The sequence below is a fragment of the Chromobacterium phragmitis genome, from assembly GCF_003325475.1.
Taxonomy (GTDB): Bacteria; Pseudomonadota; Gammaproteobacteria; order Burkholderiales; family Chromobacteriaceae; genus Chromobacterium; species Chromobacterium phragmitis.
This window is the reverse complement of sequence record NZ_CP029495.1, coordinates 703,408-727,151: the sequence shown is the minus strand read 5'-3', so window position 1 is coordinate 727,151 and position 23,744 is coordinate 703,408. Positions and strand designations below refer to the sequence as shown.

Below are 23,744 nucleotides of genomic sequence, written 5' to 3'. Positions count from 1 at the left end.
AAAACGAAACCGCCCGCGTAGCCGGGCGGTTTTTCTTTGCGTGCGGGGCTGCGTCAGCGGCCTGGATTGCCGTCCTTGTCCAGCTGGTCCTGGATCAGCTTGGCTTTTTCCAGCAGCCGCTCGGTGCCTTTCTCCCGCTCCGCCAATTGCTGCTGCCGGCTTTCCTCGGCCTCGCGCTCGGCTTCGATCGCCTGCTGCTCGCCCTCCTGCAGCAGGGCCTCGATGGCGTCGAAATCGAAGAAGTCGCGGGTATTGGCCAGCCGCTCCGAGTAATGGACCACATTGGCGGCGTCGGCCAGGATGATGGACGGCGAGGTGTAGCCGCTGAGGGGGAACTCGGTGATCAGCACGCCGTAGCGCTTGTGGAAGTCGCGACCGCGCAAGGTGGACAGCAGCGCGATATTGGGCAGGCCATGTTCATGGCGGGCGCGGGCCAGCGACGACGGCGAATCCACGGTGATGACGATCAGCTTCAGATGCGGCCAGCTGTCCAGAAAGCGGCGGGTTTCCCGCAGCAGCAGAATGCCGGCGTGTTCGTCCTCATCCACCGACAGCAGGGTGACGATCAGCTTGGGCGTATGGGCGAAGCTTTCCAGCGCGGCGTCGCGTTTTTGGTCGTCCACCAGCATGAAACTGGGCAGATAGCTGCCTTTGCGCGGGAAATCGCCGATGACGGGCAGCATTTCGTCGCCGTACTGTACCCAAAAGTCTTCCATTTCCACTCCTCCTTGCATTTTCATCGTGGACGAGCAGGCTGTGAAATCAAGGATTTAGTCCTAAATGAAACGAAAAACGCCATCAGGACTGATGCCTTGATGGCGCACAATTCATCGGCGTGAAATGCGGCGGCTTGAGTCGCCGGGATTTTCCCGCTTATTTTCGGTGTTTCCGCGGGCATTCGCCCGCCGTGCCCGCCGTCGCGGCGCTATAGATCCTTGCGCATGATCACCAAGTCATGCCACACGCGGTTACCATCGGCCCCGGTCCGATACCGCAGGCGCGGCACGATGGTGTGGATGACGCGAAACCCCTGGCGCTCGTAGAAGCGGTCCGCCGTCTGTGTGCCCAGATTGACGCGCGCAACGCCTTGCTCGCGCAAGTAGGCCCAGACTGCGGCGGCCACTTGGCTGCCGGCGCCGGCGGGCGCGTCGTCGCGGGCGACCACGGTGGCGATATAGGCGCAGCGTTCGCCGTTCTGTTCCCACACCGAGCCCGACATGCCGGCGATCAGCTCGCCTTGCGCGCCGTTCAGCTTGAAAACGAAGCTGGGCTGGATTTTTTCGTCCATCTCATTGACGGCTTCCAGGTAGAAGACGCCTGCGCCTTCTTCCTGCAATCCGCGCGCGTACCAGCGCGTGTTGTCGGGGCCGGCGGGCATGTCCATCGCTTCTTCCCGATAGCCGGCGACGACGAGCGGGCCGCCAAGGATATCGCTATAGGTGGTGAGGATGGCGGCGCGGGCGAAAGGGCGTCCGCGGGCGGACTCGGCCGCGCGGATGCGCGCATCCAGATAAGCAGCGGGGTCGGCTAGCAGCGCGTCCAGCGGTTCGGGATATTCGACGACGATGTCGGGGTTGAAACCAAATTCCTGTTCCCGTTCGATCAGAATGGCGAATAACGCCTGCTGTTCGTCGCGCAGGCGTTGCTGCGTCGCGGAGCGTCGGTCGATAAACGTGGATGTGAATGCATTGAAATCAGGCATGGCGCGCGGTCTCGCGTGAGAGTAAAGAACAATGTGCCCAAGCCGGGCACGGCAAGCGGGCATTGTAGCGCAATGCCGGCGGCGGCGGCCAGGCGGAGGAAGCGGAGCTGCCCAGGTTTTTCATGATGGATAAAAAATGCCCCTCGGATAGAGGGGCATGCGGAATGGCGGTTTGGCGCGGCGAGCTCAGCGCGACTGCAGCGCCGGCTCCGGCATGGTCTCGCGGGTTTTGGGCGGGGCCGGCGGCTCGGCGCCTTCCAGCACCTGGCGCATGCGTTCGACGTCCAGCGCCTTTTCCCACTTGGCGATCACCACGGTGGCGACGCCGTTGCCGATCAGGTTGGTGATGGCGCGGGCTTCGGACATGAAGCGGTCGATGCCGATCAACAGCGCCAGGCCTTCCACCGGCAGTTTGCCGCCCAGCGTGGCCAGCGTCGCCGCCAGCGTGATGAAGCCGCCGCCGGTCACCGCCGCCGCGCCCTTGGAGGTCAACAGCAGCACGCCGATGATGGCCAGCTCCTCGCCCAGCGTCAGGTTCACATTGGTGGCCTGGGCGATGAAGATCGCCGCCATGGTCAGGTAGATGGAGGTGCCGTCCAGATTGAACGAGTAGCCGGTGGGCACCACCATGCCGACTACCGGCTTGGAGCAGCCCAGATTCTCCAGCTTCTTCATGATGCCCGGCAGCGCCGATTCGGACGAGGATGTGCCCAGCACCAGCAGGATTTCTTCCTTGATGTAAACCAGGAAGCGCCACAGGCTGAAGCCGGAGAAGCGGGCGATGGTACCCAGCACGATGAAGACGAAGGCGAAGCAGGTGAGATAGACGCAGGCCATCAAAAAGCCCAGCTGCTTCAAGGAGCCGATGCCGTACTTGCCGATGGTGAAGGCCATCGCGCCGAAAGCGCCGATCGGGGCCAGCTTCATCAGCATGTTGATCACGCCGAACAGCGCGTGCGAGAACTCGTCCAGGATGTGGACGATGGTCTTGCCGTTGTCGCCCATCTTGGTCAGCGCCAGGCCCAGCAGCACCGAGAAGGTCAGCACTTGCAGAATCTCGCCGCTGGCGAAAGCGCCCACCACAGTGTCCGGAATGATGTGCAGCAGGAAGTCCACCGTGCTCATTTCCTTTGCGCCGGCGGTGTATTTTGCGATGTCCTTGGCGTGCAGCGTGTGCGGGTCGATGTTGAGGCCTGCGCCCGGCTGCAGCAGGTTGACCACCACCAGGCCGATCACCAGCGCCAGCGTGGTGACGGCTTCAAAGTAGAACAGCGCCTTGATGCCGACGCGGCCTACTTCCTTCATGTCGCCCATCTTGGCGATGCCGACCACGACAGTGGCGAAGATGATGGGCGCGATCATCATCTTGATCAGCTTGATGAAGGCGTCGCCCAGCGGCTTCATCTTGGCGCCCAGGTCGGGAGCGAAGGCGCCAAGCATCACGCCGAGGAAAATGGCCAGCAGTACCTGGAAATATAGGCGTTGGTAAAGCGGGGTTTTGGTTTGCATCGTGGTCCCTGTAGCGTTGTCTGATTTCGGCTGCACTCCTGCATGCCGAAGTCGTTTATGCAGTCGAAGGCAAGCTCTTGTCGGCTTATGGGACCGGATGCTAGCAAGAGGACGCGCGGAGACGAATTGCCGATATCCCTATACGGGATAACCCCAGCAGCAGCCGGCCGCGGCGCGGGGGCAGGATTGCGCCTGTGCGGCCAGCCTCTATGCTTGGAAGACGCATGGTCAGCGTTTCTCGGAGGCTTGTCGGCATGAAGCTCGCACTTGTCTGCGCCGCGTTGTTGCTCGGCGCGCTTTCCGGCTGCGCGCGGGCGGAGGCGGCCTCTCCCCGCATGCGTTTGCTTACCGAGGATTACCCGCCGTTCAATATGCCGCAGGAGGGAGGCAAGCTGGGCGGCCTGTGCACCGATATCCTGCGCGAACTGTTTTTGCGGGCGGGCATTTCATACAGCATGGAATTGCTGCCCTGGCTGCGCGCGTATGCCATCGCGCAGCAGGAAGACAACAGTTGTGTGTATTCGACCACGCGGACGCCTGGCCGGGAAGCCCAGTTCAAATGGGTGGGACCGTTGGTCAGCAACTCCTGGAGCCTGTTCGCGGGTCCTCACAGTCCTGAGGGCGTGGCCGTTCTGGAGGATGCGCGCGCTTACACCATCGGCAGCTATAAGGGATCTGGCATGTCGCAGTATTTGGCCGATCTGGGCTACAAACTGGAACTGGCCAGAGCGGACGAGTTGAACGCCAGGAAGCTGGTTGCCGGACATATCGACTTTTGGGCCAGCGGCGAGTTCAGCGGCGGCTATATCGCCGCCGCCAACCATCTGCCCATCCGGTTGCTGTTCAGCTTCAATACGGTGCAGATGTATCTTGCCTGTAATCCGAGGGTGGATGAGCGCATCGTTCAGAAACTCAACAAGACGCTTGTCGGCATGCAGCGCGACGGCGCCGTCGACGCGTTGCGCAAGCGTTACCGTTAACGCCGGGGCTATCCGTTCTTGGCGATAGCTTGGCGCCGGGGCTGGGCGCTTAATGAAATTGCTTGATGTAGGACGCCACGCCGCTCAGCAGCATTTCGATCGAGATCGCGGTCAGCACCAGGCCCATCAGCCGCTCCAGCGCGGTGATGGCTTGTTCGCCCAGCAACTTTTGCAAGCGGCTGGAGAACAGGAATACCACGGTGGTGACCAGCATGCAGATGGTCAGCGCGCCCATCCACTCCAGCATGCGCCCCGGCTCGCGGGTGGACAGCAAGAGCACGGTGGCCATCGCCGACGGACCGGCGATCAGCGGAATGGCGATCGGCACGATGAAGGGCTCGCCGCTCATCTTGTCGCCGCCGAACACGCTGCCCTCGCCGGGGAAGATCATCTTGATGGCGATCAGGAACAGGATCACGCCGCCGGCGATGCGCATGGATTCGTCGGTCAGGTGCATCAGGTCCAGAAAGTTGCGGCCGAACAGCATGAAGATGGTCAACACCAGGAAGGCGATCAGGCATTCGCGGTAGACCACGCGGCGGCGGCGCTCCGGCTTCACTTGCTTCAGCGCGGCGATGAACAGCGGGATGTTGCCCAGCGGGTCGGTGATCAGGATCAATAGAATGGTGGCGGATAGAAACGAGGTTTGCATGATGCGAGGCTAGGGTGGGTTTGGCGGCGATTATCGCATGCCGCCCGAATGGCGGCGAGCGGGGATGCGCCAGGGCATTAACCGTTCTCGCGACTTTATGCGAACACCATGAAAATGCCGCCCGGCCATTGGCGGGGCGGCATGCCGCGGGAGCGAGGGGGCTTACTGCTCGCCGTCCTCGGCTTCGATTTCGCCTTCGTCGCCGTCCTTTTGCTTGCGCGCGCTGCCTTCCACCATATTGATGACGAACAGGCGGCATTGCAGCGAGCCGTTGAACAGCGGCGTGCGGCGCTTCGGCGCCAGGCGGATCAGCTTGCCCAGGCGCAAGTCGCCGCTGAACAGGCAGGCGGTCCAGCCGGCGAAGTGGGCTTTCAGCCAGTCGCCCAGCTCCGGGTACCACTCGGCCAGCTGTTCCTGCTCTTCCAGCCGCACGCCGTAAGGCGGGTTGCTGACGATCAGGCCGTGCTCGGCGTGCGGGCGGGTGTCGGCCACGTCGGCGGCGGAGAGCTCGATCAGGTCGGCCAGGCCGGCGCGCTCCAGATTGGCGCGGGCGATGTTGATCATGGCCTGCGAGCGGTCCGAGCCGCGGATGGCCAGCGAGGCGGTCGTTTGCTCAGCCTTGCGCGCGTCCAGCTGCAGTTTTTCCCACGACGCGGAATCGAAGCCGGCCAGCGCTTCGAAGCCGAAGCCGCGGGAGCGGCCCGGCGCGCGGTTCAGCGCGATGTCGGCGGCTTCCACCAGGAAGGTGCCGCTGCCGCACATCGGGTCCAGCAGCGGTTGACTGCCGTCATAGCCGGCCAGCAGCAGGATGCCGGCGGCCAGGTTTTCGCGCAGCGGCGCCTCGCCGGTTTCCTCGCGCCAGCCGCGCTTGAACAGCGGCTCTCCGCTGGTGTCCAGATAAATGGTCGCCTCGTCGGCGGTCAGGAATACGTTGACGCGCACGTCCGGGCGGCGGGTGTCCACGCTGGGGCGGCCCTGGTGCGCTTGGCGGAAGCGGTCGCAGATCGCGTCCTTCACCGTCAGCGCGATGTAGTCCAGGCTCTTGACGCGGGCGGCGATGCCGTCTGCCTTCAGTTTGATGGTGCGCGACACGTCGAACCAGCGCGGCCAGTCCACGCTCATCGCCAGCCGGTAGATGTCTTGTTCGGCGTGGTAGCCGCCGTGGGCCAGGCGCAGCAGCACGCGGCTGGCGGTGCGCGAATGCAGGTTGACCGCCATCATCAGCCTGGCGTCGCCGGCGAAGGCTACGCCGCCGTCCGCCGGCGCGATGTCGCCGGCGCCCAGCGCCAGCAGCTCGTCGGCCAGGATTTGCTCCAGGCCGCGCGGGCAGGGCGCGAACAGGGCCAGCCGGCTGTCCAGGCGGTTGGTGATCACGTTTTCGGCGCGGGGGGCCGGCGCGCGGCCATGGCCGCCGTCATGCGGACGCTGCTCGAATGCGCGGCGCGGCTGGTCGACGCGATGGGCGTCGCTGAACGGTTGCAGGCCGCGCGGGCGGTGTTCGCCCCGGTCATGGCGGGGGGCGCGCTCTTCGCGCGGCTGCCACTGCGGCTTGTCGTCGCGGCGGAAGCGGTTGTCGCGCTCACCGTCTTCGCGTTTGGCGAACAGCTTGCGCGGCGCGTCGCCGTCATGGCGCGGGGCGCGGTCCTCGCGCGGCTGCCATTGCGGCTTGTCGTCGCGGCGGAAGCGGTTGTCGCGCTCGCCGTCTTCGCGTTTGGCGAATGGCTTGCGCGGCGCGTCGCCGTCCTGGCGCGGGGCGCGGTCCTCGCGCGGCTGCCATTGCGGCTTGTCGTCGCGGCGGAAGCGGTTGTCGCGCTCGCCGTCTTCGCGTTTGGCGAACAGCTTGCGCGGCGCGTCGCCGTCCTGGCGCGGGGCGCGGTCCTCGCGCAGCTGCCATTGCGGCTTGTCGTCGCGGCGGAAGCGGTTGTCGCGCTCGCCGTCTTCGCGTTTGGCGAATGGCTTGCGCGGCGCGTCGCCGTCCTGGCGCGGGGCGCGGTCCTCGCGCGGCTGCCATTGCGGCTTGTCGTCGTGGCGGAAGCGGTTGTCGCGTTCGCCGTCTTCGCGTTTGGCGAACAGCTTGCGCGGCGCGTCGCCGTCCTGGCGCGGGGCGCGATCCTCGCGCGGCTGCCACTGCGGCTTGTCGTCGCGGCGGTCATCGCCTTCCGCGCGCGGCTTGAACGGGCGCGGCGGCGCATCGTCGGTGTGCAGCGGCTTGCGGCCGGAGGGGCCGCGGTCGCGGCTGTAGCGCTTGTCCTGCGGCGCGCCGTCGCGGCGGAATTCGGAAGCGCGTTCCACGCCCTCCGGCAGCGGCTTGCGATTGGAGGGGCCACGGTCGCGGTCGTAGCGGCGGTCGTCCTGGCGCGGCTGCCAGGCCGGCTTGTCGCCGTCGCGATGGAAGCGTTTCTGCTGGCCTTCGCCGCGATCGTCGCGCTTGTCGAAGCGGCGGTCGTCCTGGCGCGGCTGCCAGGCTGGTTTGTCGCCGTCGCGATGGAAGCGTTTCTGCTGGCCCTCGCCGCGGTCGTCGCGTTTGTCGAAGCGGCGGTCGTCCTGGCGCGGCTGCCAGGCTGGTTTGTCGCCGTCGCGATGGAAGCGTTTCTGCTGGCCCTCGCCGCGGTCGTCGCGCTTGTCGAAGCGGCGGTCGTCCTGGCGCGGCTGCCAGGCCGGCTTGTCGCCGTCGCGGTGGAAGCGTTTTTGCTGGCCTTCGCCTTGCGGACGCTTGTCGAATTGGCGCGGTTCCTGGCCGGCTTTCCAGTCAGGCTTGCCCGGACCGGGGCGTTGACCGGAGTAGGGTGCGCGCGGCTTGCCATCCTGCGGTTGCCGATCCGGGGCGTTCGGGTTTCCGCCTGCCGGCGAGTTGGCCGCGCGTTCGCGGCTGGTTTGATCGCGGCGCTGGCTGGCGCGTTGGCGGGAGCGGAAACTGGACATGAAACGACCTCGAATGGGCAAGCTAAAATAAGTAATCCTTTAATTTTAACGTATTTGGCCGCCGCCTGCTTGGTGACGCTGCGGCTTTCCGCTACCATAACCGGTTCGGTTCGATATTGGATTGCGATGTTGCACAGCAGTTTCGCCTCCCGGCTGGTGGCCTGGCAACGGCGGCACGGCCGCCACGACCTGCCCTGGCAGGTGAAGGACCCATACCGGGTATGGCTGTCGGAGATCATGCTGCAGCAGACTCAAGTGAAGAGCGTGCTCGATTATTATCCGCGCTTCTTGGCCCGTTTCCCGGACGTGGCGGCATTGGCCGCCGCGCCGGCGGATGATGTGCTGGCGCAGTGGAGCGGCCTGGGCTACTACAGCCGCGCGCGCAATCTGCACAAGGCGGCGCGGATGGTGATGGACGAGTTCGGCGGCGCGTTTCCGGCCGAGCGCGAGCAGTTGGAGCGCTTGCCGGGCGTTGGACGATCCACCGCCGCCGCGGTTTCGGCTTTCGCCTTCGGCCGCCGCGAAACCATCCTGGATGGCAATGTCAAACGAGTGCTGGCGCGCTGCTTCGGCATCGACGGTTTTCCCGGCGACAAGGCGATCGAGAAGAGGATGTGGACGCTGGCCGAGCAGATCCTGCCGGCCGACGCCGGCGACATCGGCCCCTATGTGCAGGGTTTGATGGACCTGGGCGCGACGGTGTGCAGCCGAGGCAAGCCGGCCTGTACTGTCTGTCCGATGGTGGATGGCTGCGTGGCGGCGCGCGAGGGCCGCACCGGCGAGCTGCCGACGCCGCGGCCGAAAAAGACGGTGCCGACGCGCCACACGGCGATGCTGTTGGCGCGGCACGAAAACAAGGTATGGCTTGAGCGCCGGCCGCCGACCGGCATCTGGGGCGGATTGTTGTCGCTGCCGGAGTTCGGCACCACGCTCGAGATGGAAGACTGGCTGATCGGCAGGGGCGATGGCGACATGCTGCCCGCCTGGCCGGAGCTGGAACATGTATTCACCCATTTTCGCCTGATCATCACGCCGCAGCCGGTCCGGATCGACCGCCTGGCCGCGGCGGGAGTCGCCGAGGCCGACGGCCAGTGGCTGGACATCGATCAGGCGGTGGACGCCGGCGTGCCGGCGCCGGTGCGCCGCCTGCTGCTGAGGCTGGCGGCGAACGATTGAAGGGGGCAGGCCTGTCCTGCCCGCGTGGCCCATCCGTTGGCCGGGATCGCCCGGACGCGGTTTAAAGACGGCTCGTCCGTCCAGATAGACAGATATGGTTTCCGTAGTCCGCACCGTTGCCGATACCCTGGCCGACGCCGCCGACCCGGCGCGCTGGCTGGAGCGCATGTCCGCCGTCTTTCCCCATGAGGAAGGCGAGCTGCTGGCGCGCGCCTTTCATGCCGCGCGCGAGCTGTACGCCGGCAAGACCGTTCCCTCCACCGGGGAAGACCTGTTCACCCACGCAGTGGCCGCCGCCGCGGTCGTCGCCGATCTGAATCTGCTGCCCGACGCCATCGTCGCCACGCTGCTGTTCTCGGCACCGGACTATCAGCCGGAATGGCAGGCCTGGCTGACCGAGGCCTTCAACCCGACCGTGGCGATGCTGGTGGACGGCGTTGGCGGCGTGCGCCGCATCACCGAGTTCGCCCGCATCGACAGGATGGCCACGCCGGAAGACTGCGCGCGCCAGGCCGAGACCATGCGCAAGATGCTGCTGGCGATGGTGGCGGACATCCGCGTGGTGCTGATCAAGCTGGCCTGGCGCACCCAGACCATGCACTACCTGGCCAACGTGCAGGATGAGACGACGCGCCGCCGCATCGCCGGCGAGACGCTGGAGCTGTTCGCGCCGCTGGCCAACCGTCTGGGCGTGTGGCAGATCAAGTGGGAGCTGGAGGACCTGGGCCTCAGGCACACCGAGCCGGACACCTACAAGAAAATCGCCAAGCTGCTGGACGAGCGCCGGCTGGAGCGGATCGACTATATCGAGCGGGTGCTGGACATCCTGCGCGAAGAGTTGAAGAAAGCCGGCGTCAGGGCCGAGGTGGCCGGCCGGCCCAAGCACATCTATTCCATCTGGAAGAAGATGAAGAAGAAAAAGCTCGATTTCACCGAGCTTTACGACATCCGCGCCGTGCGCATCCTGGTGGACAAGCTGCCGGACTGCTACACCGCGCTGGGCATCATCCACGGCATGTGGCAGCCGATCCGCGGCGAGTTCGACGACTACATCTCCCATCCCAAGGCCAACAACTACCGCAGCCTGCATACCGCGGTGGTGGGGCCGGAGGACAAGGCGCTGGAGGTGCAGATCCGCACCTTCGAGATGCACGAGCACGCCGAATTCGGCGTCGCCGCGCACTGGCGCTATAAGGAAGGCAGCAAGGGCGACGCGGCTTACGAGGAAAAGATTTCCTGGCTGCGCCAGCTGTTGGATTGGCGCGAGGAAATGTCCGACCGCGAAGGCCTGGCCGAAGCGTTCAAGACCGAACTGTTCGCCGACACCATCTACGTGCTGACGCCGCAGGGCAAGGTATTGGCGCTGCCGCAGGGCGCGACGCCGATCGACTTCGCCTACGCCATCCATTCCGGCCTCGGCAACCGCTGCCGCGGCGCCAAGGTGGAGGGGCAGATCGTGCCGTTGTCAACGCCGCTGCAGAACGGCCAGCGGGTGGAAGTGCTGGTGGCCAAGGAAGGCGGCCCGTCGGTCAACTGGCTGCACGACGGCTGGGTGAAGAGCCACCGGGCCATTTCCAAGATCCGCCAGTACATCAGGCTGCAGAACGCCGACACCGTGCGCGAGACCGGCAAGGCGCTGTTCGAGCGCGAGCTGGCGCGGCGGCCGCACATCCATCCTAATTTGCAGCAACTGGCGGAGAAGCTGGGCTACGACAAGCTGGATGAAGTTTACGGCGCGCTGGGCCACGGCGAGCTGACCATACGCGCGGTCAGCAACGCCATCACCAGCTTCGCGCCGCCGCCGGCGGTGGAGGTGCAGCCGGAAAGCCTGATCCGCGCCAGCAAGGGCGGCCATGACGCCGGCGGCGTGCTGATCGAGGGCGTGGACAATCTGATGACGGTGCTGGCCAAGTGCTGCAAGCCGGCTCCGCCGGACCAGGTGATGGGCTTCGTCACCAAGGGCCGCGGCATCTCCATCCACCGCAGCAGCTGCCTGACCCTGAAAAAGCTGTCGCAGGAAGTGCCGGAGCGGCTGATCGCCGCCGAGTGGGGCGAGCAGAAAAACAGCGTGTTCCCGATCGACATCGAGGTGATGTCGCAGGATCGGCCTGGCCTGCTGCGCGACATCTCCGATGTGCTGTCGCGCGAGAAGCTGAACCTGATAGGCGTCAACACGCTGGCGCGCGAGCAGAAGAGCCGCTTGCGGCTGACGGTGGAAGTGCGCCAGGTTCAGGACATCAGCCGCGTCTTGTCGCGCTTGATGGAGCTGTCCGGCGTGCAGGAAGCGCGCCGGGTCTGACGAACTGGAAAGCCGGCTGAAATGTCCGCGGGGCGGGCATTTTGGCCGGTTCCGTTTTTGCGGGGGCGGCTAGGAGGGGCCGGCCGGTTTGCGTTTAAGCAAGTCGCCGCGATTCGCGATTTGCTTTCATGTGAAGAAATTTTCATAATCACAGGCACTGCCATGGGCAAACCGATGTCATGCGGTTTGCGCCCCTTGGACGCATACGAGAGAGATAGACATGTCTGCACTGATTGAAGCCGCGCGCCGCGCGCTGTCCCTGATGGACCTGACCACCCTCAACGACGACGATACCGACGAGAAGGTGGCCGCGTTGTGCCGCAAGGCCAAGAGCCAGGACGGCATCGTCGCTGCGGTCTGCGTGTTCCCGCGCTTCGTGCCCATCGCCAAGAAGACGCTGCGCGAAGCCGGCTGCCCGGAGGTGCAGGTGGCCACCGTCACCAACTTCCCGCATGGCAATGACGACATCTCCATCGCGGTGGCCGAGACCCGCGCTGCCATCGCCTACGGCGCCGACGAAGTGGACGTGGTGTTCCCGTACCGCGCGCTGATGGCCGGCAACCGCGACATCGGCTTCGAACTGGTCAAGGCTTGCAAGGAAGCCTGCGGCGGCAAGCTGCTGAAGGTGATCATCGAGAGCGGCGAGCTGAAAGACCCGGCGTTGATCCGCGAAGCCAGCGAGATCTCCATCCGCGCCGGCGCGGATTTCATCAAGACCTCCACCGGCAAGGTGCCGGTCAACGCCACGCTGGAAGCGGCGGAGGCGATGCTGAGCGTGATCAAGGAGCAAGGCGGCCAGTGCGGCTTCAAGGCGGCCGGCGGCGTGAAGAGCGCCACCGAGGCAGCCGAGTACCTGGCTTTGGCCGCGCGCCTGTTGGGCGAGGACTGGGTGAGCGCCCGCCATTTCCGCTTTGGCGCGTCCAGCCTGCTGGCCAATCTGCAGATCGAGATCGCCGGCGGCGTCGCCAAGCCGACCAGCGGCTATTGATCGGATATCAGGAATTCGCGGGGGTACCGCACTCTGGCCGGGCGATTTCCCGGCCGCACCGCCCATCGCCGTTTCATTCTGCAGCGCGATGGGTATCAGGCAGGAGAATGCCATGTTTTTGCCGCAGGAAATCATTCGCAAGAAACGCGACAACGTGACGCTGTCGCAACAGGACATTCAGCAATTCGTCGCCGGCATCACCGACAACAGCGTGGCCGACAGCCAGATCGCCGCCTTGGCGATGGCCATCTACTTCAATGGCATGGAGCTGGAAGAGAACGTGCATCTGGCATTGGCCATGCGCGACTCCGGCCGCCGCATGCACTGGAAAGACCTGAACCTGCCGGGCCCCATCGTGGACAAGCACTCCACCGGCGGCGTCGGCGACGTGGTGTCGCTGATGCTCGGGCCGATGGTCGCCGCCTGCGGCGGCTTCGTGCCGATGATTTCCGGCCGCGGCCTGGGCCATACCGGCGGCACGCTGGACAAGCTGTCCGCGGTGCCCGGCTATAACCCGTTCCCGGACCCGGAGCTGTTCCGCAAGGTGGTGAAGGAAGTCGGCGTGGCCATCATCGGCCAGACGTCGGACCTCGCCCCGGCCGACCGCCGCTTCTACGCCACCCGCGATGTCACCGCCACGGTGGAGTCGATCGCGCTGATCACCGCCTCCATCCTGTCCAAGAAGCTGGCGGCGGGCCTGGACGTGCTGGTGATGGACGTGAAGGCCGGCAGCGGCGCCTTCATGCCGACCATGCAGAAGTCCATCGAACTGGCCGAACGCATCGTCAAGGTGGGCAACGGCGCCGGCGTGGCCACCACCGCGCTGATCACCGAAATGAGCCAGCCGCTGGCGTCCACCGCCGGCAACAGCATCGAAACCCGCGAGGCGGTGCGTTACCTGAAGGGCGACGAGCGCAACCCGCGCCTGCACGAAGTGACCATGGCGCTGTGCGCGCAAATGCTGATCGGCGGCAAGCTGGCCAGCGACGAGGCAGATGCCCGCGCCAAGCTGCAAGCGGGCCTGGACTCCGGCCGCGCCGCCGAGATCTTCGGCCGCATGGTGACCGCGCTGGGCGGTCCGGCCGACTTCATGGAGAACTACGACCGCCACTTGGCGCCGGCGCCCATCGTGCGCCCGGTTTACGCCGACCGCGCCGGCTACATCGGCGCGATGGACACCCGCGGCATCGGCATGGCGGTATGCGCGCTGGGCGGCGGACGCCGCCTGGCTACCGACGTGCTGGACTTCCGCGTGGGACTGTCGCGGTTTGTGGAACTGGGACAGAATATCGGCAAAGACACCCCGCTGATGATGGTCCACGCCGCCGACGAGGCGAGCTTCGAAGACGCGGCGCGTCGGGTCAAGGCCGCCATCCGCATCGACGAGGCGGCGCCCGCCGCGCTGCCGCAGGTTTACCAGATCATCCGCGGCGAATAAGGCCGGGGAGGCAATATGAAACGCGCAATCATCATCATACTGGACTCGCTGGGCATCGGCGCGGCAGCCGACGCGCCGAAGTTCGGCGACGCCGGCAGCAACACGCTGGGCCACATCGCGATGGAGGCGGCCGCCGGCCGCGCTGACATCAGCCGCAGCGGTCCGCTCAAGCTGCCCAATCTGTCCAGGATGGGCCTGGCCCACGCTTGTCAGCTGTCGTCCGGCTACTTCCCGGAAGGGATGGACCCGGCCGCGCCGCTGGCGGCCTACGGCTACGCCCGCGAAATCTCCAGCGGCAAGGACACGCCGTCCGGCCACTGGGAGATCGCCGGGGTGCCGGTGCTGTTCGACTGGGGCTATTTCAGCGAGCATGACCACAGCTTCCCGCAGGAACTGCTGGACGCCATCGTCGAGAAGGCGGGCTTGCCCGGCTATCTGGGCAATTGCCACGCTTCCGGCACCGAGATCCTGGACCGTCTGGGCGAGGAGCACATGCAGACCGGCAAGCCGATCTTCTACACCTCGGCCGATTCGGTATTCCAGATCGCTTGCCACGAAGAGACCTACGGCCTGGACAAGCTTTACGAGCTGTGCAAGATCACCCGCGAGCTGCTGGAGCCGTACAATATCGGCCGCGTGATCGCGCGGCCCTTCGTCGGCGAAGGCAAGGGCAAGTTCGCCCGCACCGGCAACCGCAAGGACCTGGCGGTGGAGCCGCCGGCGGCCACGGTGCTGAAGAAGCTGGCCGACGCCGGCGGCGACGTGGTGTCGATCGGCAAGATCGCCGACATCTACGCCCACGTCGGCATTACCCACAAGCACAAGGCCACCGGCTTTGACCAGTTGTGGGACGCCACGCTGACCGCCATGCGCCAGCATCAGGACAAGCCCGCCATCATCATGGCCAACTTCGTCGATTTCGACTCCAGCTACGGCCACCGCCGTAATACCGCCGGCTACGCCGCGGCGCTGGAAGAATTCGACGCTCGTTTGCCGGAAGTGATGAACGCCTTGGGCGACGACGACATTTTGATCCTATCCGCGGATCATGGCTGCGATCCGACCTGGCCGGGCACCGACCATACCCGCGAGCATATCCCGGTGCTGTGCTACGGCAAGAAGGTCAAGGCAGGGCCGATAGGCGAGCGCGCCACTTTCGCCGACATCGGACAGAGCGTGGCCAGCCATCTGGGCCTGCCCAAGATGGACTACGGCACGTCCTTCCTGGGCTGACGTCGTTTAGCCGGGCCGCATGCGGCCCGGCGCCGCATTTCCCGTCCGCCGATGCCGGACGGCCCAAACATCTAAAAAGAGGAGACCTTCAATGGCTACCCCGCATATCAACGCCAAAGACGGCGCCTTCGCCGAAACCGTACTGATGCCGGGCGACCCGCTGCGCGCCCAGCTGATCGCCGAAACCTTCCTGGAAGGCGCCGAGCGGGTCACCAACGTGCGCAATGTGTTCGGCTACACCGGCACCTACAAGGGCAAGCGTCTGTCGGTGATGGCGCACGGCATGGGCATTCCGTCGGCCAGCATCTACACCACCGAGCTGATCAAGGACTACGGCGTCAAGAACATCATCCGCATCGGCTCCTGCGGCGCGGTGACGCCGGACATCAAGCTGCGCGAGCTGTTCATCGCCATGGGCGCGTCCACCGACAGCAAGGTGAACCGCATGCGCTTCAACGATCACGACTACGCCGCCATCGCCGACTACACCTTGTTGCGCACCCTGGTGGACACCGCCGCCGAGCAGGGCAAGAAGGTGACGGTGGGCAACGTATTCTCCGCCGACCTGTTCTACGGCGTGCAGCCCAACATGCTGGACGTGCTCTCCAGGATGCAGGTGAACGTGATCGAGATGGAGCTGGCTGGCATCTACGCCGTGGCTGCCCAGTACGGCGCGCGCGCGGCCGGCATTCTGACCGTGTCCGACATCATCCCGACTGGCGAGGCCACCAGCGCCGAGGAGCGCCAGACGTCCTTCCGCGACATGATGGAAGTGGCGCTGGACGCCGCGATCAAGCTGTAAATCACTGAAAGCCTTTGAAAAACGGACGCCGGCAGGCGTCCGTTTTCGCTTGCAGGGTTGGGGTGTCTCATCTGCGCACATCGCTTATCGTGCACTGCACAAAAAGTGCTTGCCTAATCCCGATGGGATACCGATAATCGGTATTGCATCAGGGCGTTACGCACTGTGGCGTTCCTGGTGTTGTCTCCTCCATCCTCCTTCTTAGGTGGAACTTGGCGCAACACGCATCAGCGTTGCGCTTTTTTTTTGGCCCGTTTTCGGGTCGATTTCCGCCGTTTGCCGCCGTATGGAAATCTGTTGCCGCACAAGGGTTTGACAGCAGGGCGGCCACTGCACTAGAATCCGTAACTTTCAAGAATTACGATGGAAGAGTTCCATGAAGACCTTTTCTGCCAAGCCGCATGAGGTAAAGCGCGAATGGTACGTGGTCGACGCCGCCGATAAGGTGCTGGGTCGCCTGGCTGCCGAAATCGCCCGCCGCCTGCGTGGCAAACACAAGCCGGAATTCACTCCGCACGTCGATACCGGCGATTTCATCGTCGTGGTGAACGTCGAGAAGCTGCGCGTGACCGGTACCAAGGCTCAAGACAAGAAGTACTACCGTCACTCCGGTTACCCGGGCGGTATCTACGAGCGCACTTTCACCGAGCTGCAAAACCAGTTCCCGGAACGCGTTCTGGAAAAGGCCGTGAAAGGCATGCTGCCTAAGGGTCCGCTGGGCTACGCCATGATCAAGAAGCTCAAGGTGTACTCCGGTGCCGAGCACCCGCATGCCGCCCAACAGCCCAAAGTGCTGGAAATCTGATTTTAAGGCTTAACAATGAACGGTAAATACTACTACGGCACTGGCCGTCGCAAGAGCTCCGTGGCTCGCGTGTTCATGCAAAAGGGTTCCGGCCAAATCATCGTTAACGGCAAGCCGGTTGACGAGTATTTCGCCCGCGAAACCGGTCGCATGGTTATCCGCCAGCCGCTGGTTCTGACCGAGAACGTCGAATCCTTCGACATCAAGGTAAACGTGGTTGGCGGTGGCGAAACCGGCCAAGCCGGCGCGATCCGCCACGGCATCACCCGCGCTCTGATCGACTTCGACGCAGCCCTGAAGGCCGCGCTGTCCGCCGCTGGTTACGTAACCCGCGACGCTCGCGAAGTTGAGCGTAAAAAGGTCGGTCTGCGCAAAGCACGCCGCGCCAAGCAGTTCTCCAAGCGTTAATCGCAAGGATTCTGCAAAGAAAGAACCGCCTGGCTTGCCTGGCGGTTTTTTCTATTTGTATGCTTGCCGCTACAGCGCGGCCTGTCTAAAATGTCGCCTTTGCGACATTTTTTTACATAAAGGCTGGCCATGATCAAGGTTGGGATCGTCGGAGGCACCGGGTACACCGGCGTCGAGCTATTGCGTTTGTTGGCCAGGCACCCTGACGCCAGCGTGGCGGCGGTGACTTCGCGCAAGGACGCGGGCATTCGCGTCGATGAAATGTTTCCCAGCCTGCGCGGTCGCATTGATCTGGCCTTCACCACGCCGGACGAAGCCAGGCTGCTGGATTGCGACGTGGTGTTCTTCGCTACGCCCAATGGCATCGCGATGCAGGAGGCAGCGGCGCTGCTGGACGCTGGGGTGCGGGTGGTGGATCTGGCCGCCGACTTCCGCATCAAGGACGTGTTCGAGTGGGAGAAGTGGTATGGCGTCAAGCATGCCGCGCCGCATTTGGTGGCTGATGCCGTCTACGGCCTGCCGGAAGCGAACCGGGAGGCGATCCGCAGCGCCCGGCTGGTGGCGAATCCGGGCTGCTATCCGACTGCGGTGCAGCTGGGTTTTCTGCCGCTGATCGAGGCGGGCGCGATTGATGCGTCCAGCCTGATCGCCGATTGCAAATCGGGCGTGTCCGGCGCGGGCCGCAAGGGCGAGATCGGCGCGCTGCTCGCCGAGGCCGGCGACTCGTTCAAGGCCTATGGCGTGTCGGGCCACCGCCATTTGCCTGAAATCCGCCAGGGACTGGCCAGGGCGAATGGCAAACCGGTGGGGTTGACCTTCGTGCCGCATCTGACGCCGATGATACGCGGCATCCACGCGACGTTGTACGCGAGGTTGACCAAGGATGTCGACCTGCAGCGCCTGTTCGAGCAGCGCTACGCCGGCGAAGCCTTCGTCGATGTCTTGCCTGCCGGCAGTCATCCGGAAACGCGTTCGGTGCGCGGCGCCAATCTGTGCCGCATCGCGGCGCACCGGCCGCAGGGGGGCGACACTGTGGTGGTGTTGTCGGTGATCGACAATCTGGTCAAGGGCGCTGCCGGCCAGGCGGTGCAGAACATGAACCTGATGTTCGGCCTGCAGGAGGGCGCGGGTCTGGACGTGGTGCCGTTGCTGCCTTGAGCGGGCGGGACTTGAACGCTCGCCATTCGCCCCGATATCCGACTAAAATAGTGGGTGAATGGCCGCGACCGGCCCGATTGAATTGCGAGGTTACACATGACAGAAGCTGCTACCGAAATGCCGAGCCCGATCAACTTCACCGACAGCGCCTGCGCCAAGGTGCAGGATCTGATCGCTGAAGAGGGCAATCCCGATCTGAAACTGCGCGTGTTCGTCACCGGCGGCGGCTGTTCCGGCTTCCAGTACGGCTTCACGTTCGACGAGATCGCCAATGAGGACGATACGGCGATCGAGCGCCAGGGGGTGACCTTTCTGGTCGATCCGATGAGCTACCAGTACCTGGTCGGCGCCGAGATCGATTATCAGGAAAGCCTGGAAGGCTCGCAGTTCGTGATCCGCAACCCGAACGCCACCACCACTTGCGGTTGTGGTTCTTCGTTCTCGGTGTGATACTGAACGCAGGTAAGAACCAGGCCCGGGCCCTTGCCCCGGGCCTTTTTGCTGTGGAATCCAGGACATGAACAAGCTGCCGCCGGTGGTATTGCCCAAGATCGAATTCAATCGCGAATTCTCTTTTACGGACGCCGATTTCGAGCGCATCCGCAAGTTGATCTACAAGGAGGCGGGTATCTCGCTGAACCCGTCGAAGAAGGATATGGTGTACGGCCGGCTGGTGCGCCGCATCCGCGAGCTGAAGCTGCCGGGATTCGCCGCCTACGTCGATTTCCTGGAGTCGATCGGCGGCAAGCGCGAGTTCGAGCAGTTCGTCAATGCGCTGACCACCAATCTGACCTTCTTCTTCCGGGAAGAGCATCACTTTCCGATTCTGGCCGAGCATCTGAAGAAGAAGGCCGCGGCCGGCGGAGAGCTGTCGATCTGGTGCGCTGCGGCCTCTACCGGCGAGGAGCCGTACTCGCTGGCGATCACCGCGCTGGAAGCGTTTCCAGGAGCCTCCCGGCCCAATGTCACGGTGTTGGCCACCGACCTCGATACCAGCGTGCTGGAGACGGGGCGCAAGGGGATTTATCCTGCCGACAAGATCGCGCGCCTGCCGCCGGGGCACGCGGTCAAGTATTTCGACAAGCAGCCGGACGGCAGCTATCAGGCCAAGCAGGCGTTGCGCAATATGATCACTTTCCAGCGGCTGAATCTGGTGGAGGGAAACTGGAGCGTGCGCAAGCAGTTCGACGCCATCTTCTGTCGCAACGTGATGATCTATTTTGACCGCGATACCCAGTTCGGCGTGCTCAAGCGCTTCGCGCCGCTGCTGAAGCCGGACGGCTTGCTGTTTGTCGGCCATTCGGAGAATTTCTACTTCGCGTCCGATTATTTCCATTTGCGCGGCAAGACCGTCTACGAACACGCGAAAAAATAGGCATTTGTCCGACAAAACAGTCGCGGCCCGCCGCGATTGCCATTACCATTCGTCTCTTACGGGCAAGCCAGTCGTGCCCGTTATCTTTAGCATGGAGGCGGTATGCGAGTGGCGGTTCTCGGGGCTGGCGTGGTGGGCGTGTCCTCCGCCTGGTTCCTGGCCAGGATGGGGCATGAGGTGGTGGTGCTGGAGCGCGCTTGCGGCGCGGCGCGGGAAACCAGCTTCGCCAATGGCGGCCAGCTGTCGGTCAGTCAGTCCGAGCCTTGGGCCCATCCGGGCGCGCCATGGCAGATCTTGCGCTGGCTGTGGCGCGACGACTCCCCGCTGCTGTTCCGCCCCCGGCTAGATCCGGCGCAGTGGCGCTGGCTGGCGGGCTTCCTGGCGGAGTGCCTGCCGGGCCAGCAACTGCGAAATACCCGGCAGATGGTGGCGCTGGGGCTGTACAGCCGCGATGCGATGCGCCAGCTGCGCGAGGAGACCGGCATCACCTACCGCCGCTTGTCGCGCGGGATTCTGAGTTTGCATTACGACGCTTGCCAGTTGCGCCACGCGCGCCGCTCCGCCTCTCGGCTGCAGGCGCTGGGTGTGGACAAGCGAGTGCTCAGTCCGATGCAGGCGCTGGCGCTGGAGCCGGCGCTGGAGCCGGCCTTGCCCATGCTCAGCGGCGCCAGCTGGTGTCCTGACGACGAGTCGGGAGACGTCCACCTTTTCACCCGCGGCTTGGCTGAGTCCGCCGCAGGCCTGGGGGTGGAGTTCCGCTACAATACGCGGATCAACGCGCTGGAGATGGCGAACGGAGAGCTGAGCGGGGTGTCGGTGACCCGGCCGGACGGCGCTTACGACAGAGTCGTCGCCGACGCCTACGTGCTGGCGCTGGGCAGCCACTCGCCGCTGTTGGCCGCGCCGTTGGGCTTGCGGCTGCCGATCTATCCGGCCAAGGGGTACTCCGCGACGGTGCCGGTAAGGAGTCTGATCGCCGCGCCCATGGTAAGCCTGACCGACGAGGCGAGCAAACTGGTGTTCAGCCGGCTCGGCGACGAGTTGCGCATTGCCGGCACCGCCGAGTTGTCCGGTTATTCGTCCAGCCTGGATCCGATTCGTTGCGAGGCTTTGCTGTCGCGGGCAAGGGCGCTGTTTCCCGCCGCCGGAGATTGGGAGCGCGCGCGCTTCTGGAGCGGCTTGCGGCCGGCTACGCCGGGCAATGTGCCGCTGATAGGCAAGAGCCGCATCGGACGCCTGTTCCTGAACACCGGCCACGGCACGCTGGGCTGGACCGAGGGCGCGGGGTCGGGCAGGGCGCTGGCGGAAATCGTCAGCGGCCGCCAGCCCAAGCTGGCGTTCGCGTTTTGCGGCTTGTGAGGCCGCGTCATTCATTCTTGAAAGTCAGAGCCGGCCCGCAGCGCGCCGGCGGATGGAGCATGAGTTGAACGAAGTGCAGGAAATGACGCCGTACCAGTTGCTGGGCGGCGAAGGGGTGGTCCGTTGGTTGGCTGACCGGTTTTACGACATCATGGACAGCGAGCCTGAAGTGAAGCCGCTGCGCGACATGCATCCGGCGGACCTGGCCGGTTCAAGCCAGAAGCTGTTCATGTTTCTGTCTGGATGGCTGGGCGGGCCTTCGCTGTATATGGAAGCCTTCGGCCATCCCAGGTTGCGGATGCGCCACATGCCTTTCGCCGTCGACGAAGCCGCGCGCGACCAGTGGATGTTCTGCATGCGCAAGGCGGTGGGGGAACTGGTGGCGGAGGACTGGCTGAAGGACAAGCTGCTGGAGGCGTTTTATAACACCGCGGACTTCATGCGCAACCGCTGACGGCGGCGCTTGCTTGTCTCGCTTTCAAGTGATTCTTGAAGTTGGTCCCGCTTTGTCCATGATTAAAGTATCCACTCGTGGAGCCAGGTCATGGGCCGCCGACTGTTGCTGCTGCTCGCCATCGGACTGGGAGGAAAGGCGGCCTTTGCCGGTTGCCTGCCCCAGGCGATGATGTGCGCGTCGCCGCGCGATCAGGAGGTCAAGCGGCCGGATCTATACGAGGAGCAGGTCGTGCAAATCGGGCCATTGCGGCTGGAGCGTGATCCCGGCAGCCAGGTGCTCAAGTTGAATCCGGTGGTGGATTTGGGCAAACGCACTCATCTGTCTGTGCGCATCCATCGCAAGGATGTCGGCCTGAGACTGAAATTCAACACTGACTGACGCCGGGGCTCAGTTGGGCCGGTGGCCTCGCTCTATCTGAACGCCGACGCGTTTTACGCCAGGCAATATCCCCAGTTTGGTGACCGCCACTTTCACCCAGGGCGCGCCGAACTCTTCCCGCACCATTTTGGCGATATGCTCCGCCAGCGCTTCGATCAGCAGGAAATGCTGTTCGGCCAGCGATTGGCGCAGCCGTTCCACCACCACGCCGTAATGAATGGTGTCGCCGATGTCGTCGCTATGGCAGGGCGTGTCGCTGGGAATGCCGATTTCCAGATCGATTTCTATGGTCTGGGCGGCTTTGCGCTCCCAGTCGTACACGCCGATCACGGTGTCGGCGCGCACTTCGCGCAGGAATATGATGTCCATCTGTCAGTCAGGTGGTTGGGCTTTGGCGCCTGATACCGTAAAATCCGAAGCTCTCTATTCTAATGCAACGGATAACGCTCCACCATGACCACGACTGCATTTGCCTTTGTCCTGGCGGCCTATTTGATCGGATCGCTGTCTTTCGCCGTGATCGTCAGCAAGGCGATGGGCATGGATGACCCGCGCAACTACGGCTCCGGCAATCCTGGCGCCACCAATGTGCTGCGCAGCGGCAAGAAGCTGGCCGCGGCGCTGACGCTGCTGGGCGACGGGGCCAAGGGCTGGGTGGCGGTGGCGCTCGCCAGTTGGCTTGGGCCGCGTTACGGCCTGGGCGAGCAGGGCATCGCGCTGTGCGCTCTGGCGGTGCTGTTCGGCCACATGTGGCCGGTATTCTTCGGCTTCAAGGGCGGCAAGGGCGTGGCCACCGCGGTGGGCATCCTGTTCGGCATCAATGCCTGGCTGGCGCTGGCGGCGCTGGCAACTTGGTTGTTCATGGCTTTCGTGGTGAAGATCTCTTCGCTGTCCGCCATCATCGCCTGCGTGCTGGTGCCGGTATACGCTTTCTTCATCCTGGGGCCGCAAAGCGTATTTTTCGGAACCTGCATCATCATCGCCATCGTGGTGGTCCATCGCCACAAGTCCAACCTGATCAAGCTGATGACCGGGCAGGAAGACAAGATAGGCGGCAAGGGCGACGCCGGCTGAAGCTGGTTAGCCCTGCGAAGCCAAAGCCGCCCACGCCGGGCGGCTTTTTTGTTGTGGAATGGCTTCTCAACCGTCCGACAGCACGCGGATGTGGGCGGCCACGCTGCGGCCCAGCGCCGACAGGTCGTAACCTCCCTCCAGCACCGACACCACTCGGCCGGCGCAGTATTGATCGGCTATCTGCAGCAGATGGCGGGTCACCCACTCGTAGTCCGATTCCGTCAGGCCCAGCGAACCCATGTCGTCTTCTCTGTGCGCGTCGAAGCCGGCGGAGATGAACAGCATCTGCGGCTGGAACGCGTGCAGCAGCGGCAACCAGACATTTTCCACCGTCTCGCGAAACTCCCGCCCTCCGCTGCCGGCCTTCAGCGGGACATTGTGCATGTTCGGCCCCATCGCCTCATCGCCGCAATAGGGGTAGAACGGGTGCTGGAAGATGGACACCATCAGCACCCGCGGGTCGTCGTGCAGGATTTCCTCGGTGCCGTTGCCGTGGTGGACGTCGAAATCCACCACCGCGACCCGTTCGAACTTGTAATGCGCCAGCGCGTGGGTGACGCCGACTGCTATGTTGTTGAAGAAGCAGAAGCCCATCGCCTTGTTGCTTTCGGCATGGTGGCCGGGGGGGCGCACCGCGCAGAAGGCATTGGGCGCCTTGTCCTCTGCCACCAGCTCCACCGCCTTCACCACCGCGCCGGCGGCGCGGCGCGCGGCCATCAGCGTGCCGGGCGACATCGCGGTGTCCGGGTCCATGCGGAAGGTGCCGACGCTGGGGGCGCAGGCCTCCAGATATTCGACGTAGCGCGGGGGATGCACCCGAGCCAATTGCTCGTAGCTGACTTCCGGGGCTTCGACCTCCTGCAGGCTGTCGAAGATTTGCGAGGCCATCAACTGGTCCCGGATGGCGGTCAGGCGCTCCGGGCATTCGGGGTGGCCCACCCCCATATTGTGTCGCAGGCAATCCGGATGGGTGACGTAGGCGGTCAGGCCGTTGCGCTGCAGGCGGTTTTTCAGCCAAGTGAACACGAA

At 64.5% G+C, this 23,744-nt stretch carries 23 protein-coding genes; 16 read left to right on the top strand and 7 right to left on the bottom strand.

Annotated features, from left to right (window positions below):
* Positions 1-53: 53 nt before the first annotated feature.
* The 3 genes from DK842_RS03615 to DK842_RS03605 form a co-directional block, all read right to left on the bottom strand.
* On the bottom strand, positions 54-716 hold the full coding sequence (locus DK842_RS03615) for a redoxin family protein (protein ID WP_114060134.1): 663 nt from the start codon (positions 714-716) through the stop codon (positions 54-56).
* A gap of 209 nt (positions 717-925) precedes the next feature.
* Positions 926-1,702: a GNAT family N-acetyltransferase gene (locus DK842_RS03610; RefSeq protein WP_114060133.1), complete on the bottom strand. Its 777-nt coding sequence runs from the start codon at positions 1,700-1,702 to the stop codon at positions 926-928.
* A 186-nt stretch (positions 1,703-1,888) separates the two neighbouring features.
* Entirely contained in the window at positions 1,889-3,211 is a 1,323-nt protein-coding gene (locus DK842_RS03605; RefSeq protein WP_114060132.1) for a dicarboxylate/amino acid:cation symporter, read from the bottom strand.
* A gap of 254 nt (positions 3,212-3,465) precedes the next feature.
* On the opposite strand from DK842_RS03605, the gene DK842_RS03600 reads away from it, so the two are divergent.
* Complete coding sequence (locus DK842_RS03600; RefSeq protein ID WP_114060131.1) at positions 3,466-4,191, top strand: substrate-binding periplasmic protein; 726 nt, start codon at positions 3,466-3,468, stop codon at positions 4,189-4,191.
* A gap of 49 nt (positions 4,192-4,240) precedes the next feature.
* Here the strand turns inward: DK842_RS03600 and DK842_RS03595 are convergent, their stop codons facing one another.
* Together DK842_RS03595 and DK842_RS24190 are read right to left on the bottom strand one after the other, a co-directional pair.
* Positions 4,241-4,843: a MarC family protein gene (locus tag DK842_RS03595; RefSeq protein ID WP_114060130.1), complete on the bottom strand. Its 603-nt coding sequence runs from the start codon at positions 4,841-4,843 to the stop codon at positions 4,241-4,243.
* Positions 4,844-5,005: 162 nt separating this feature from the next.
* Entirely contained in the window at positions 5,006-7,765 is a 2,760-nt protein-coding gene (locus DK842_RS24190; RefSeq protein WP_114060129.1) for a THUMP domain-containing protein, read from the bottom strand.
* A 129-nt stretch (positions 7,766-7,894) separates the two neighbouring features.
* Between DK842_RS24190 and mutY the strand changes: the two genes are divergently transcribed.
* The 14 genes from mutY to DK842_RS03520 all read left to right on the top strand — a co-directional run bounded on the left by mutY (position 7,895) and on the right by DK842_RS03520 (position 21,641).
* Complete coding sequence (gene mutY / locus DK842_RS03585) at positions 7,895-8,941, top strand: A/G-specific adenine glycosylase (protein ID WP_114063588.1); 1,047 nt, start codon at positions 7,895-7,897, stop codon at positions 8,939-8,941.
* 94 nt (positions 8,942-9,035) lie between these two features.
* Positions 9,036-11,240: a RelA/SpoT family protein gene (locus DK842_RS03580; protein ID WP_114060128.1), complete on the top strand. Its 2,205-nt coding sequence runs from the start codon at positions 9,036-9,038 to the stop codon at positions 11,238-11,240.
* A gap of 220 nt (positions 11,241-11,460) precedes the next feature.
* Positions 11,461-12,228, top strand: a complete 768-nt coding sequence (gene deoC / locus DK842_RS03575; protein WP_114060127.1) for a deoxyribose-phosphate aldolase — start codon at positions 11,461-11,463, stop codon at positions 12,226-12,228.
* A 112-nt stretch (positions 12,229-12,340) separates the two neighbouring features.
* Complete coding sequence (gene deoA, locus DK842_RS03570) at positions 12,341-13,666, top strand: thymidine phosphorylase (protein WP_114060126.1); 1,326 nt, start codon at positions 12,341-12,343, stop codon at positions 13,664-13,666.
* 15 nt (positions 13,667-13,681) lie between these two features.
* Positions 13,682-14,899, top strand: a complete 1,218-nt coding sequence (locus tag DK842_RS03565; RefSeq protein ID WP_114060125.1) for a phosphopentomutase — start codon at positions 13,682-13,684, stop codon at positions 14,897-14,899.
* A gap of 91 nt (positions 14,900-14,990) precedes the next feature.
* Positions 14,991-15,701 carry a purine-nucleoside phosphorylase gene (gene deoD, locus DK842_RS03560; RefSeq protein WP_076225665.1) on the top strand — a complete coding sequence of 237 codons (711 nt, stop codon included), beginning with the start codon at positions 14,991-14,993 and terminating at the stop codon, positions 15,699-15,701.
* A 376-nt stretch (positions 15,702-16,077) separates the two neighbouring features.
* Positions 16,078-16,506 carry a 50S ribosomal protein L13 gene (gene rplM / locus DK842_RS03555; protein WP_076225664.1) on the top strand — a complete coding sequence of 143 codons (429 nt, stop codon included), beginning with the start codon at positions 16,078-16,080 and terminating at the stop codon, positions 16,504-16,506.
* A 15-nt stretch (positions 16,507-16,521) separates the two neighbouring features.
* Complete coding sequence (gene rpsI / locus DK842_RS03550; protein WP_114060124.1) at positions 16,522-16,914, top strand: 30S ribosomal protein S9; 393 nt, start codon at positions 16,522-16,524, stop codon at positions 16,912-16,914.
* Positions 16,915-17,043: 129 nt separating this feature from the next.
* Entirely contained in the window at positions 17,044-18,072 is a 1,029-nt protein-coding gene (gene argC, locus DK842_RS03545) for an N-acetyl-gamma-glutamyl-phosphate reductase (protein ID WP_114060123.1), read from the top strand.
* A 117-nt stretch (positions 18,073-18,189) separates the two neighbouring features.
* A complete protein-coding gene (erpA, locus tag DK842_RS03540; RefSeq protein WP_406850323.1) occupies positions 18,190-18,522 on the top strand; it encodes an iron-sulfur cluster insertion protein ErpA in 333 nt (110 codons plus the stop codon).
* 67 nt (positions 18,523-18,589) lie between these two features.
* Positions 18,590-19,447: a CheR family methyltransferase gene (locus DK842_RS03535; protein ID WP_114060121.1), complete on the top strand. Its 858-nt coding sequence runs from the start codon at positions 18,590-18,592 to the stop codon at positions 19,445-19,447.
* Between the two features lie 102 nt (positions 19,448-19,549).
* A complete protein-coding gene (locus DK842_RS03530; protein WP_114060120.1) occupies positions 19,550-20,806 on the top strand; it encodes a D-amino acid dehydrogenase in 1,257 nt (418 codons plus the stop codon).
* 73 nt (positions 20,807-20,879) lie between these two features.
* Entirely contained in the window at positions 20,880-21,260 is a 381-nt protein-coding gene (locus DK842_RS03525) for a group II truncated hemoglobin (RefSeq protein WP_114063587.1), read from the top strand.
* Positions 21,261-21,350: 90 nt separating this feature from the next.
* Entirely contained in the window at positions 21,351-21,641 is a 291-nt protein-coding gene (locus DK842_RS03520) for a hypothetical protein (protein ID WP_114060119.1), read from the top strand.
* 9 nt (positions 21,642-21,650) lie between these two features.
* On the opposite strand, the gene folB is transcribed toward DK842_RS03520, so the two are convergent.
* Positions 21,651-22,010 (bottom strand): dihydroneopterin aldolase, encoded by a 360-nt coding sequence (folB, locus tag DK842_RS03515; RefSeq protein WP_114060118.1) that lies wholly within the window; start codon positions 22,008-22,010, stop codon positions 21,651-21,653.
* A gap of 84 nt (positions 22,011-22,094) precedes the next feature.
* Between folB and plsY the strand changes: the two genes are divergently transcribed.
* Positions 22,095-22,715: a glycerol-3-phosphate 1-O-acyltransferase PlsY gene (plsY, locus tag DK842_RS03510; RefSeq protein WP_114060117.1), complete on the top strand. Its 621-nt coding sequence runs from the start codon at positions 22,095-22,097 to the stop codon at positions 22,713-22,715.
* A 66-nt stretch (positions 22,716-22,781) separates the two neighbouring features.
* On the opposite strand, the gene DK842_RS03505 is transcribed toward plsY, so the two are convergent.
* Positions 22,782-23,741, bottom strand: a complete 960-nt coding sequence (locus DK842_RS03505; protein ID WP_114060116.1) for a histone deacetylase family protein — start codon at positions 23,739-23,741, stop codon at positions 22,782-22,784.
* Positions 23,742-23,744 lie beyond the last annotated feature (3 nt).